Genomic DNA, 13,097 nt, shown 5'->3' with positions numbered 1-13,097 from the left:
CGGCTTCATTCACCTCGTCTTTTTTTATTGGGCCTGAACTTGAATCCGGGAGGATTTTAGCGATTCGAACACCTTTATATACTGCCTTGCCGCGGTATCCCAGGAAAAATCCCGGGCCCGTTCTAACGACAATTTGGAGTAATGCTCCAATTTGTCTTTATCCGAGAGCAGTTCATACACCTGCAAAGCTGTCTTCTCGATATCCTCGACATCAGTCAGCAGAATCCCATGCCCGTTTATAATCTCGGGCATAACGCTCGCGTCGTTGACCAGAACGGGCACCCCGCACGTCATCGCTTCCACGATAGGCAGACCGAACGATTCCAGAGAGGAGAGCGTGATAAAAATGCTGGCCTGGTGATAATAACGCGGCAGTTCTTCGTTCGGCACAAACCCTTCGAAAATAATGTGCTCCGCCATGTTTCGTTCCCGGATTATGTTCTCCAGCCTTCTCGCTTCTTCGTGATCCTTGTTGCCGACGATTCTTAACTTGTTCCGTATATGGCGGGTTTCTTTCAGGTGCATGTATAGATGGACCAGTTTATCGATGTTTTTGTGTTTGGCAAAGCTCGATACACAGAGAATATCGCCATCCGCTGCCGGGAAGCCGCCGGTTCCGAAAGAATGGTGGACTCCTTCATAAATAATGCTGATTTTGGACTCCCACGCCTCCAGCTTATCCGAGAACGAAACGATATTCCGGGACGTTTCCTCGGAGACCGCTATAACCCGGTCGGCCGCGATGATCGAACGGGGGGTAAGATTTCCGAAATAAATTTGCTTGATACGGCCCAGTAAATTCGCCGGGCGCTGTTCCTGCTCTTTTTGGAAATATTTAATGTTCTGAATAACGAGCACGGTTTTGGTGAAATTCACAAGCGGCAGCGTATCCGCCGGGCCCACTAGCACGTCGATATCCAGCGCCTTCAGTCTGAACGGAAGATAGACACTCTCGTACAAAATGCGGAAGTGGGGTTTGCTCGTGATCTCATGAGCCTCCGCAAACTGGACGTGCTCCTCGATCTCCCCGAAAATGGAGCGGTTCCGTTTATTAACGAGAAGCACGTACGTATTGATCTTGTCGTTTGCAATCAAATGCCGGACCAGGTTTTTGATAAACACTTCTCCGCCGCCGTTTCGATTAGGAAGCACGGAAAGCGTGTTGATTGCGATTCTCATAATGAAATCCCTCTCGTTCCTCCTACCCAGGTTTTCTCCTCAGGTACTCGATTCTTTAATTTGTCAAAGAACATCCATGCATAAAGCAGAATAAAATAGTTCACTACCACCGGAAGTGTGCTTGATATCCCTCCCCGCGCCATAATCAACAACAAGACAGCCATATACATGGATACTCCGGTCAAAGCCGGCGTTTTCATCGTAAGTCTGCATAAGAACGAAAAAATAAACCCGATCAAGATCGCATGCATCCAGAAAAAGTAATTCCCGTAAATATAGATACTCTCTCCCACAACGGAAACAAGGTGGACATAAGTTCCGCCCTTCCCAACGTCCTGCCCCGTCAAAAATGTCGTAATCTGATTGTTCAGCTGCAGGCTGAAGCCGCCTCCCAGTATTTCCTTGGGTATGGGCAGTGTCAGCATCCAGAGCACATATTTCTGAAAATCTACCTGCTGTCCGGCTTGAATGAGCGTATCCGCATACTCGGAGTAGAAAAATTCCTTGCTGATCAACTCATTTGCCGAATTTTCGAATGAGCTGTTATTCTGGGCTTGCTGCAAGTCAACGCCAAGCCTCACTTCTCGGTAAACACTGTAGAAGTTTGTAAAGGCGATAACGGTGAGCAGCCCTACAACAACCATCGTCTTTTTGCTCATACGCTTAGTAAATACGAATAAAAGAATAACCAGAAGCAGGAATTGAATCAGAACAAATCTTCCGATGTAAGACTCGATACAATAAATGGTGTACAAGTAAAAGGCAACAAAGAACAGAACCGTTAGCCGGCTCTTTCTCAGGGCATACAATCCGATTAAAAAAAACGGAAATAATGTGGTTTTTATTTTTTCATGTATCCCAAGAAGCGGATGTACGGAAGCAGACCCGAAGCGTTCATAGAAATTTTCCAGAAGGTTGGGCTTTGGAGGCTGTACCAGCAGCATGAGCTTGAATTCTGGAAAAACCAGCGGAAACAGATTAAAAACCGAGTAGACACACAAAAAAACAAACCAGAGTTTTGTATACCGGTCTGCCGCCGACTGAATCTGAGTGAAATAGAAGGTGCTTTCCTGTTTCTGCTTTATACTCGATAGACCGATAAACGTTACCGTAAAAACCAAAGTGAAAACGAGATAATACCAGAGGTATGTATTCGTAATCTGATTCAGAGCGGTTCCAATCCCGCTGTACAGATACATGCCTGTAAGACCCAGGGCATAAAACACCTTTTGATACTGATTTTTAAGCAGGAACAATCCGAGAGCAAGGAGAACGCCCGTATAGAAGGTGACCAACAGTAGCGTTAAACTGCTAATTTCCATAATTCTCTCCCGTTCGTGCATAAGATAACTCCGACATATCCGTAAGGAGGGCCGCCTTCTCGTTTTCCCACGTGTGCTCCCTTATGAAGGCACCCAGATTGCTTTTAAAGAAAGCGATGGATTCCGGATTCATTTCCCGGATCAGAGACGCAATTTGAGAAGGATCGTTATCCGGCTGTCCTTCTTCTTTCTCCGCTATTAGCCCGATCTCATAGCTTTTCACATAATACTTGAGCGGCGGCTGACCTGTGGCTATAACCGGCAATCCCGCTTGGGCATATTCGTACAGCTTGTTCGGAGCGCAGTAAATATTATTCAAGCCCTTATACGGATAGCTGATAATCCCCACGTCAAAATGAAGCAGAAGACCCGGCAGTATGTTCCGGGGCACTTTTCCCAACATGACGATTCTGTCGGTTAACTTTTCTTTTCGGATAAGTTCTTCAATTCTAGGGGCGTCTGTCCCGCCGCCGATCAGGAACAAACGAAACTCCTCCGGCAAATATTTAAAAGCCAGAATAAATTTTTTCAATCCCCTTTCCAAACTCATATCTCCCTGATAGACAAGTTTAATCGCACTCTCATGATGCTTATAACGATCCAGGACGGATGTATATTCCCCTAGTGATTCGTAATCGGAGATCGGCGGTATGTTTCGTATAACCAAAGGAGTCTGCTTCAACGCATAGTAATCTTTCATCAGATCCGCTCTTTCCTTATTCGCTGCCACCACTCTCGAGGCACGCCGCACGACCCAGCTTTCCAGGAGATAGAAAATTTTCTGGCGTCTTCCCATTTTTTCATTTCCATCCGGGATTATTAATTCGTGGGCATCGTAAATAAATTTCGACCTTGTCAGCTTGGCGGCGAGCCATCCTGGAAATGCCATGAAGTAATCATGCGCATAGATCAGGGAGCCGCGGTTTTGTATGGACTGGCGAATAAACCACAGGCTGAAAACGAGAAAATGAATTTTTTTCCACCGGTTCGGCCTATCCCATGTTTCGAGGGAATACTCAGGATGCACGTACCCTTTTCCCGAATTAACCGAATAGACCGTTACTTGGTACGATTGACTCAATGCCTCAGCCGCCCGCTGAACACGCCCATCATAGTCAATTTCGTTAAATACAGGCATTAATACTTTCCCACTCACCAAATGATTCCCCCTAAACGGCTATAAAGATGGAACTTCCTTCACTTTGCTTTTTCTTCCCAGAAGCGCGGCCATATCCGTGATTAACTGTTTCTGATACCGGTAAATGCATAACGTATAAAGGATGACTCCCGCCACAACCTCCCAACCGATGACGATAAGCGGCGAAGACACGGGAAGGATCATTTCCGCCAGTTTGATCACGATTACCATGAACGAACTGTAAAGCAGAGCGGGTCCGAAACTTCCTATAAAAGACGCCAGAGACGGACCGAGTACCCGACGGATCAGATACGTATAATTGGTGATTAAATAAATAACCTGATAAAACATATAGCCGTAACAAAGCCCCAAAATTCCGCCATAGTAGGCTCCTAACGAAAGCGCAGGAATGATGGTAACCAGCATCATGATATGCCATTTAAATCCCAAATCGACCCGTCCCTTAGCCATCAGAAGAGATCCGATAGGATTTCCGATCACCCGCATGATTCCGATAACGACCAGTAATTGAACGATCGCAATACTTTCTGTCCATTGATGCCCGAAAATAACCGGGATCAGATTAGGACCCGTAAGGAAAATACCCGCCAGGATGGGGAAATTGATCAGGCTGATCGTCTGCAGAACTTTAAAATATCCTTTTTTCAGACGCTCATCCTCATCCTGCATTTTCGAGAAAATCGGAAACATCACATTCGTTATCATCGGATTAATCTTCAGAATAGGCACGATGACTAAGTTGATAGCTAACATATAAATTCCCAATGCATGAGCACCTAAAAATTTTCCGATCAAAAGCGTGTCCAGGTTGGCATTCAGAAAGAAAACGGTTCGTTCACCCAACTGGTAGAGACCGAAGCCCAGCAAGCTTTTGACTTCTTCAAATTTATAATGCCGGGAGGGTCTGGAGATTCTCCGGCCGACAACCGTAAAAGCTATACTTCGGAATAAAGCGCTGAGGAGGTATCCCCATATAATTGCCAGTACTTCATACCCGATTAAGGCCAGCAGCAAAGTGGCAAATAATCCGACTACGGAAGCGGCCGCTTCAATAACCGCTACTACTTTAAACTTCAGGCTTTTTCTCAGAATTACTTTATACTGCTGGCCTAGGGGAGTAATCAGAAAAATAAGAGAAGCCCAGTATAAAGGAACGGCCAGCCCGTTTTCCTGGTAGTACATCACGATAAGAGGATTAACAAGCAATACGATCACAAAGACCGCAATTCCCAGCAGCCAGTTAAACCAATATAGGCTGGACAACTGATTCTCGGAAACTTCTTTCTTCTGAATAATGGCATTTGAAATTCCCATATCGACGTACATCTGGGCGAAATTCAGCACCACCATAATCATGCTCATAATCCCGATTGCAGCAGGGTCCAGAAGCTTTGCCAACAAGGCAAACTGCAAAAATTGCGAAATGGTCACTACACCCGTGGAGATTGTAGTCCACTTCATGCCGTTTAATGCGCTGGTTTTTAACGATGTCATAAGATTAGCTCCCTCATACGAGAGATAGTTCCTTTTTATTTTCCGGTTTATGTTGGTAAGCAGGGACAATTTCTTTTAATTTGTCTCTCAGTGAATCTTCTTCGACCAATGATTTATTCAGCTTATTCAGCTGAAATTGGAGCTCCGCATGGTTGATATGCGCCGGCTTTCCTATAAAGATCCGGTTATGCAACGTCGAGGAAAGTCCTTCTTCCTGAGTAAGCAGTTCTTCGTAAAGCTTCTCACCCGGCCGCATGCCCGTAAATTCGATCGCTATTTCGGAGTTGGGATCAAATCCCGAGAGCCTGATCAAATCCGTTGCCAAATCTACGATTTTGACGGGTTTGCCCATATCCAGGATGAAAACTTCTCCTCCTCTTGCAAACGCCCCTGCTTGAATGACAAGCTGAACGGCCTCCGGTATGGTCATAAAATAACGGATCATATCCGGATGCGTCACCGTAACGGGTCCTCCATTAGCAATCTGTTCCTTAAATCTGGGAATAACGCTGCCTCTGCTTCCCAATACGTTCCCAAACCGGACCGCAGCGAAAATCGTATCGCTGGAGGCGTTCAGGCTTTGAATATACATTTCGGCAACTCTCTTGGTCGTCCCCATAACGCTTGTCGGGTTTACGGCCTTATCCGTTGAAATCATGACAAATCGCTCTGCCCGGAAGCGGTTGGCGCAGTCGGCTACATTCTTCGTACCGAATACGTTGTTTTTGATCGCTTCACTCGGGTTTCTTTCCATCAGCGGGACATGTTTGTGTGCTGCGGCATGAAACACCACCTGGGGTTCATATTCGGCGAAAACATCTTCGATACGCTTCACATCCTGAATATCCGCGATTACGGTTTCTAATTGAAGAGCCGGGTATAACTGGCGCAGCTGCATTTCGATCGTGTAGATGCTGTTTTCTCCGTGTCCCAGCAGGAGCAGCTTCTTCGGATTGTACGGACCTACTTGCCGGCACAGTTCCGATCCGATTGACCCGCCGGCTCCCGTAACCAGCACGACTTTTCCTTCTACGTAATTGGCTATTTCATATAAATCCACTTTAACGGGATCGCGTCCAAGCAAATCTTCAACGTCGACGTCTCTGATTTCTTTAATGCTTACCCGTCCGTGTATCAGATCGCTGATTTTCGGAATCATTTTCAACTTGGCTTTAGTTTGTTTGCATATTTCTATAATGCCTAAAATCTCGCTTTTACTGGCGGACGGGATCGCGATAATAATTTCGTCGATATTCAACCGGCTTACGGTCGAGACGATTTGATCTCTTCCGCCCACAACCGGAATCCCGCAAATCTGCTGTTTGTGCTTCTGTTTGTCGTCATCTATGAAAGCAGCGGGATACATGAGCGACTGGGGGTTGTGCTTCAGTTCCTTCGTAATAATAATTCCGCAATCTCCGGCGCCGATAATTAGAGCGGCCCGTTGACCGCCTTTCTTTTTGTAATAATTGTCTCCCAGCATTCTTCTGACAAAACGTAAACCTCCCATTAGAAAAAATACGCATTGATAGGAAGACAGAAAGATAGACGTGGGTACGCTGAACTGGCCCGCGAGGGTAACCGCCAGATAAGATAGAATCGAGCTTAACGTAACCGCCTTAAAAAGCGAGACCATCTCGCCGATACTCGCATACTGCCAAACCCGGTTGTAAAGCTTGAAGTAAACGAGGCTGCTCAACGTCGTAAACGTCAGAACCAGAGAAAAAATCAACCCTTGCGTTATGTATGAAGCAGGAATTGCGCCGTCAAACCTTAACAAATAGGACAGCCAGACACTTCCCCATATCACAAGTACATCAAGCAGCATGAATACGTACACCTTGTTTCTATTTCGCATAACTCCACTCTCCAATTTTTCATTTTTAAGGAGATATAAAAAACCGAGGTATACTGTCCAAACCTAGACAACATACCTCGATTTTTTACGGATGCGGGCATTGAACCCTTCCTCACATCACACCCTTGACGATTAACGTCTAAGGCATTTCTGCCCACAGCATGACCGAGTGTCTACAGTGATAAAGGTGCAGTAGACATTACCTGATCTCTTAGACCGAATCTATTCTTAAGTACTTAGGAACCGTAATGATAGTAGTAACCTGAGTCTTTGCCTGTGTAAGTTCTGTTATTAATAACAACGCCCAGCACTTTGGCATTTACGTGCGCCAGATGCTCCAGAGCTTTCTTTGCCACATCTCTTTTTACTTTGCCGTAATTCAGGACCAAGACTACGCCGTCGCACAAGGTTGATAAAATTTGAGCGTCGGTTACGGCCATAATTGGCGGAGAATCGACCAATACCAGATCATATTCCTGCACGACTTTGTCAAGCAGTTGGTTCATTCGTTTGGAACCTAGCATTTCCGCCGGATTAGGTGTGTGGGTCCCCGAAGTGAGCAAATGCAGGTTGGGTATCTCTGTCGAATGAACAGCATCCTCCAGCGAATGTTCGTTAGCCAGAACATTGGTTAAGCCGGATCGGTTCGAAACGGAAAAGATTTGGTGGAGGGTCGGTTTTCTTAAATCCCCATCTACCAGCAAAATTCTTTTCTCTTCCTGGGCGTAGGCGACGGCCAAATTGGAAACTGTCGTAGATTTCCCTTCTCCCGGCTGTGAGGAAGAAACCAGAATGGTTTTAAGCGGGCTGTCTACAGCCGAGTACTGAATATTCGTTCTCAAAATGCGGTAAGATTCCGAGACCCTCGAATGTGGTTTAAGGTTCGTAATTAAAGGGTTGAGCTTACTGGTTGGCGCTGGCATAAATCGTGTCACCTACAGCTTTCTGTTTGGGTTTGGTCGGTGCTTCGTTTTGAACGTCTCCGGTTTTGATTTTGTCGATAATTGCCACGGTCGGAACACCCAGATATTTCTCGACATCTTTGTCCGTTTTTATGGAATCATCGAAATATTCGAGCATCACAACTAGACCAAGAGAGCCGATCAGCGATAAGATAAATGCAATCGCCAGATTTAACTTCTTGTTCGGCTTTACTAGGACGGGGAGGTCGCTCTCTTTGGCTTCATGCAAAATCGTTACGTTATCGACTTTCATAATGGCCGGAATTTCTTTCTTGAACACCTCGGAAACGGAATTCGTTATTTTGACGGCTTTTTTGTAATCTTCATGAACCGCCGTGATTGTCATGACCTGTGTATCAGCCAGAGAAGTAACTTTAACCAGACCGATCAATTCCTCCGCAGACAGCCCTAAATCGGGATTCGCGCCTGATACCTTCTCCATAATGGCGGGAGTACGGATAATCTCTTTGTAAGTGTTGATGAGCATGAGATTCGTATTGATCGCGTTGTAGTCAAGAATCTCGAAGCCTTCGTACTGGCTTGATTTGTTTACAATGAGTTTGGTACTGGCGGAGTAAATAGGCTGGATGAAAAAGAAGCTGATGATGCCGGTTATTAAAGTCACGGTTAAAACCAAGCCCGTTATAAGCCACCAACGTTTTTTGAACATTTTTACATATTCTTTAATCTCAAACTCCATAAAGGTTCCTCCCGAGCGCGTTTAGTAAATATCGGCTTTTAAGATACATTTCGTATCATTCAAGTCATACGTAAGCTCTGCTTCTTCCCGGACCATCACCAGGTCATATTCGATAAGTTCCTGCAGGAACAGACTTACATCCTTGCCTGCCTGTTCAATAGTGGTATCGTAGACAGTTTGTAAGAGGCCTGCCAAACTTTCGATCGATTGGGGACTGGCGAGCAGAGACCATATATAACTTCCCTGTTCATTCAGTCTTGTTATACTCTGCTTCGAAACATGCATAATAATGCAATCGCCGTCCATATTTACAGCTTCCGTATGCGGCTGTCGGACATACACGATAGACATACTCTTCTCTCCTTATCCTACCTGCGTCCAACCAGACTGGAGCATGTATCCTTATTTCAGCTGTTTTTTTACGAAACCCCTTATAATGTCCAGCTTTTGCCGGTAGAGTCTTCCATAGACAACGAGGATAGAGTGCCTGCGGCCTTCCTCTGCCCGGAATACGGATCGTTCTACAGGCGGTATTATTTTTCTCGTTAACCAATACACGGTAGAGAGAAGATTCATATGCGTAAGCAAAGGAAACACAAGTAATTCTCTATAATAGGCTGCAGTTTTTATTCCTTTCAAATAAGCCCGCGCGCCTTCATAGTCCCACGTATAGGCTCTTTTCCAATGAGGATCGGGCAGCTCAAATGCGGGAAAAACTTGACGAACTAGATAAATGGCCATCCGGATCCGGTTCAATGTGCGTTCGGAATAGGCACGTTCCAGCAGCCGACTCCAGTCGATGCTGTTCGGCCAACTCTGCACAAGTTGAATAATGTCGAGGAAATAACGAAGCGACTTCATCTGATGATTAATACCATGCAAACAAATAGCATATAAAGTGTCTTCGTATGCCATTACTTTAATATGGTTAAAGTTAGAAAGACTTTCGGAGCGACTCCAGATGGACTCATAATCGATCCGTTCATTATCTTCCGCGCTTAGACACCAGTGCAATTCGATATAAATAGCTACGCCGTTCTGGTTCTTTCTTTTATATAAGGCATGATGTGCGGTGTTATTACGTTCGAAAATCTCAAATCCGGCACTCCGGATAACGGGTATGGCCCGTGCGAGTTGATCGGGTTTTACCAGCAAGTCTATGTCGGTCGTTCCCCTTGCTCCCACGTTACCGAAATATTTTTCCGAGAAATAAACGCCTTTCATAATAAAAACATCGACTTGATTCGCTTCGAACATACGGAGGACAGAGTCTGTTTCATGCTTGAGAAGCAAGTTCTGGAACAGGGTCGCTTCCGCCTTGCGCTTCAGACGGTCCTGGAGAAAGAGGGGGAGCTCACCGAGTCTCCCTTTCTCTTTCAGCATGTGGTACACCTGAGCCGTGATGGAGAATAAGTCCAAGTCTTCGGCGATCTGCCCGTATTCTTCCTCAGTGAAGGAGAATGCACCGTGAACCACATACAGGTCGTTCATAAATCGGATGAGCGGCTGTGTCATTTACATGTCGGACTGCCTGTGTGACCGCCGTTATCGCACGGATGCGGCTTGGACGGCTTGGTCTCGAAAACGATCTGCTGATGTTTTAAAACAGTCGGTGCGATATACGCCTTCTTCACTAGCTTCACTCCTTGCGGATAATTATTTATGAAAGGGACTCTGCTACAACGAGTATCCGTTTCACACCAAACCGATACAATTCGTATCTACAACATTAACTTTATGATACGATATGTATCTTGTCAAGCGAAAAATGACCAATTCCTACCCTTTAACTCGAATATTGAAAGGCCAGGGCCACAGGGCCCGCGATAGCGACATGTTATGGGCCGGAACAGCCGGCACAATGACTTCGTCACGCGCGACATATTCCGCGTTAGCCCGGTAGGCCGCGACCTGTTCCGGCCCCACCTTCCGGGCTGCGAGCGCGTACGCGTCCGCGAGGTGCCATTTCCTGACGACGACGTCGTGTGCGTCGGAGGCCAGGAAATGGACCGCATTAGCGCGGCACAGGCTCAGCGCGAATGCCTGCATCCGGCGGCCGTACTCCCCGGTGAGGGCTCCCGCCGTCACCTGGAGCAGCAGGCCGCCGTCCATCCACTCGCGCAGCAGCTCCGGCCGGCGCTGGATCTCGCCGCTCCGCTCGGGGTGCGCGAGAATCGGGACGATTCCGCGCACTCCCAGCTCGTGGAGCAGCTCGGCGAAGCCGTCCGGCACGCGGCCGCCGGGGAGCTCCAGCAGCAGATAGCGGGAACCGCCGAGGGTGCAGAGCCGGCCGTCCAGCAGGTCATCGAGAAGCCGGTCGTAGACGCGGATCTCGTGTCCGGGCAGGACGGTCAGGGCGATGCCCCGGCGGTCCAGCGCCTGCTGCAGGAGCTCCACGGCCTCCCGCACGGCCGGGGCTTCGTTGTCGTAGGCACCGCCGTGATGAGGCGTTGCCACGACACGGCTGATGCCCGACGCCGCGGCGTGCTCCGCCATCGTCAGCGCGGCCTCCAGATCCGGAGCGCCGTCGTCCAGCCCCGGAAGGATGTGGCAGTGCAGATCCGTGTACATATGGCCGCCTCCTTCATCCGGATTCCGGTCTGGACCGGTTAAGTTTTGCGTGATTTTCATGAAATTTTCATGAAAGTCTGCCTTCATTTTTTCATGAGTGGGCAGAAGTAACCCGGGCTTGGGACGATAGGATGATAGTTAGCGTATGCTTTCCATCTCAAATTATGATACAATCCCAAACATTACATAAGTGGGTAACCACCGAATATAATGTATAAAGTTCTTTAAATTAAGGTAAAAACGGGGTAAAAAAAGGGTTTATTACGGCCTGTGGAGAAACATTTTATCGACAAATAGTTGCATTTTGTATCAAAAAATTTATAATTTCAGTATATCGACCTTTCAATGTAATCTCTGACGGGTAACCGATTGAGCCCAATTCAAGCGAGCGGTTGTTAGGTGATACCGGTTTAAACGATTGGCCGACGTGGTTATACTGGTTATTACTTTCTAGTGGAATGAGAGGAATTCTAAGATGAATAAACATGGGGATCGCATTGCTCAACTGCGAGAAAAGCATGCTTTGACTCAAGAAGAGCTGGCCAACAAACTCGGCATATCACGCGCAGCATTATCGCATTACGAGACGAGCCGGCGCGAGCCGGATTTCGAAACGATGAACAAAATCGCGACCTTTTTCAAAGTGTCCGCCGACTATCTGCTCGGAAGAACGACCAACCCGCATGCGGTGCTCGACGAAGATGTAAGAGACTTCGTGAACAGCCTGGAGCTTTCCGACGATAAGATTCTGGAAAAATTCGCGCTGTCCATTGACGGCCGCAAGTTGACTGCCGAAGAAGCCAAGCGTTTTATCGCTTTCGTGAGGGCGGAACGTTCGATGTCGGAGTAGGCGGATCGGTTCCGTCTCCCGGACCTCTCGTCTGAAACGAGCTTAGTATAGCCGGGTTCAAGTTCAGCTGGTCCACTAGTTTATGCAGATCGATAACAATTTCATCCGTCATTTTTATGGCACCCTCACCGGTTCCGAAATGGTAATCATACCGAAGCGTTTTGCTCATGAATTTAATTTATGATACATCTTGTATCTGTGTCAAGCACATTTTGTATCCTTTTCAAACCTTTCGACTCCTCCATCCCGGGTGTCGATTCTTTGTTTAGCCGGGATCTTTTATGTAACCGCATACATTACCGGATTATCTGCTGTCGCAGGTCTTTCCGACTCTTTTCGGAGCCTCCGGAGTAATGAAAAGTAAACGCTCAACCGCTGTTTCTTTTATCGATGCCGATGTATTTAAAAGTTACGGAAGGAGCCGAATGGTTAAACAAGTCGCGAAGGACGGAAATATTCTTCGTACGCTGATAGTAATGGTACCCGAATGTCTTCCGCAGCGTATGCGTGCCGATGTCCTGCAATCCCACCCGTTTGGCGGCTTCGTTTAATATCCGGTAGACGCGGATGCGCTTGATCGGTTTGCCCGTTTTTTGCGAAGGAAACATATAGTCCTCGTCGTCCATATACTGCACATACTCGCCGATGTAGGACTTCAAGGCGTCATCGATCCAGAACGATTTGCTCTTGCCGGTTTTCTCCTCGGTGATGCTGATTTCATTGCGGTCTTTCACGTCTTTTACTCGGAGTCTCAAGATATCGTTGAGATGCAGACCCGAATTAATGCCGATCGTAAAAAGAAGCCAGTCCCGCATGGAATGATTCTTCAGGACGTCCTGAAGTTCTGTAATTTTTTCGGGGTCACGAATAGGTTGGGCCACTTGCATGTAAGAAATCCCTCCATTAAATTAGTTAACCCATGGTATGATACATTTTGTATCAAGGGCATTATAGCACACCACATTTCGTATGCCTAGTCCCTTTGGCGATCTTTTATCATTA

The 13,097-nt window shown here is 46.9% G+C and carries 12 protein-coding genes; 1 reads left to right on the top strand and 11 read right to left on the bottom strand.

Annotation, left to right across the window (positions count from 1 at the left end; translation table 11 throughout):
• Positions 1–24: 24 nt before the first annotated feature.
• The 10 genes from ABH899_RS20185 to ABH899_RS20140 form a co-directional block, all read right to left on the bottom strand.
• Positions 25–1,179 carry a glycosyltransferase family 4 protein gene (locus tag ABH899_RS20185; protein ID WP_369999881.1) on the bottom strand — a complete coding sequence of 385 codons (1,155 nt, stop codon included), beginning with the start codon at positions 1,177–1,179 and terminating at the stop codon, positions 25–27.
• Complete coding sequence (locus tag ABH899_RS20180; RefSeq protein ID WP_369999878.1) at positions 1,176–2,501, bottom strand: hypothetical protein; 1,326 nt, start codon at positions 2,499–2,501, stop codon at positions 1,176–1,178. Before ABH899_RS20180 ends, ABH899_RS20185 begins: the two co-directional genes overlap by 4 nt.
• Complete coding sequence (locus ABH899_RS20175; protein WP_369999875.1) at positions 2,491–3,657, bottom strand: glycosyltransferase; 1,167 nt, start codon at positions 3,655–3,657, stop codon at positions 2,491–2,493. The genes ABH899_RS20180 and ABH899_RS20175 overlap by 11 nt, the downstream gene beginning before the upstream one ends.
• Positions 3,658–3,678: 21 nt before the next feature.
• Positions 3,679–5,154, bottom strand: coding sequence for an MOP flippase family protein (locus tag ABH899_RS20170; RefSeq protein WP_218228893.1), 1,476 nt, complete (start codon positions 5,152–5,154; stop codon positions 3,679–3,681).
• Between the two features lie 13 nt (positions 5,155–5,167).
• Complete coding sequence (locus ABH899_RS20165) at positions 5,168–7,012, bottom strand: polysaccharide biosynthesis protein (protein WP_369999872.1); 1,845 nt, start codon at positions 7,010–7,012, stop codon at positions 5,168–5,170.
• Between the two features lie 236 nt (positions 7,013–7,248).
• Positions 7,249–7,935, bottom strand: a complete 687-nt coding sequence (locus ABH899_RS20160; protein ID WP_369999869.1) for a CpsD/CapB family tyrosine-protein kinase — start codon at positions 7,933–7,935, stop codon at positions 7,249–7,251.
• A complete protein-coding gene (locus ABH899_RS20155; RefSeq protein ID WP_218228890.1) occupies positions 7,916–8,674 on the bottom strand; it encodes a YveK family protein in 759 nt (252 codons plus the stop codon). The genes ABH899_RS20160 and ABH899_RS20155 overlap by 20 nt, the downstream gene beginning before the upstream one ends.
• A 21-nt stretch (positions 8,675–8,695) precedes the next feature.
• Positions 8,696–9,025: a PqqD family protein gene (locus ABH899_RS20150; RefSeq protein WP_218228889.1), complete on the bottom strand. Its 330-nt coding sequence runs from the start codon at positions 9,023–9,025 to the stop codon at positions 8,696–8,698.
• A gap of 51 nt (positions 9,026–9,076) precedes the next feature.
• Positions 9,077–10,165, bottom strand: coding sequence for a nucleotidyltransferase family protein (locus tag ABH899_RS20145; protein WP_369999865.1), 1,089 nt, complete (start codon positions 10,163–10,165; stop codon positions 9,077–9,079).
• A gap of 288 nt (positions 10,166–10,453) precedes the next feature.
• Positions 10,454–11,245, bottom strand: coding sequence for a tyrosine-protein phosphatase (locus ABH899_RS20140; RefSeq protein ID WP_369999862.1), 792 nt, complete (start codon positions 11,243–11,245; stop codon positions 10,454–10,456).
• Positions 11,246–11,720: 475 nt separating this feature from the next.
• Between ABH899_RS20140 and ABH899_RS20135 the strand changes: the two genes are divergently transcribed.
• Positions 11,721–12,095, top strand: coding sequence for a helix-turn-helix domain-containing protein (locus ABH899_RS20135; protein WP_009672225.1), 375 nt, complete (start codon positions 11,721–11,723; stop codon positions 12,093–12,095).
• A 368-nt stretch (positions 12,096–12,463) separates the two neighbouring features.
• Here ABH899_RS20135 and ABH899_RS20130 read toward each other — a convergent pair whose 3' ends face one another.
• Entirely contained in the window at positions 12,464–12,982 is a 519-nt protein-coding gene (locus ABH899_RS20130; RefSeq protein WP_009672121.1) for a tyrosine-type recombinase/integrase, read from the bottom strand.
• Between the last annotated feature and the right edge of the window lie 115 nt (positions 12,983–13,097).

Source organism: Paenibacillus sp. RC84 (assembly GCF_041260495.1).
Classification (GTDB): domain Bacteria; phylum Bacillota; class Bacilli; order Paenibacillales; family NBRC-103111; genus Paenibacillus_F.
Note: the sequence above shows the minus strand (reverse complement) of the source record. Positions and strands in the feature narration are given on the sequence as shown.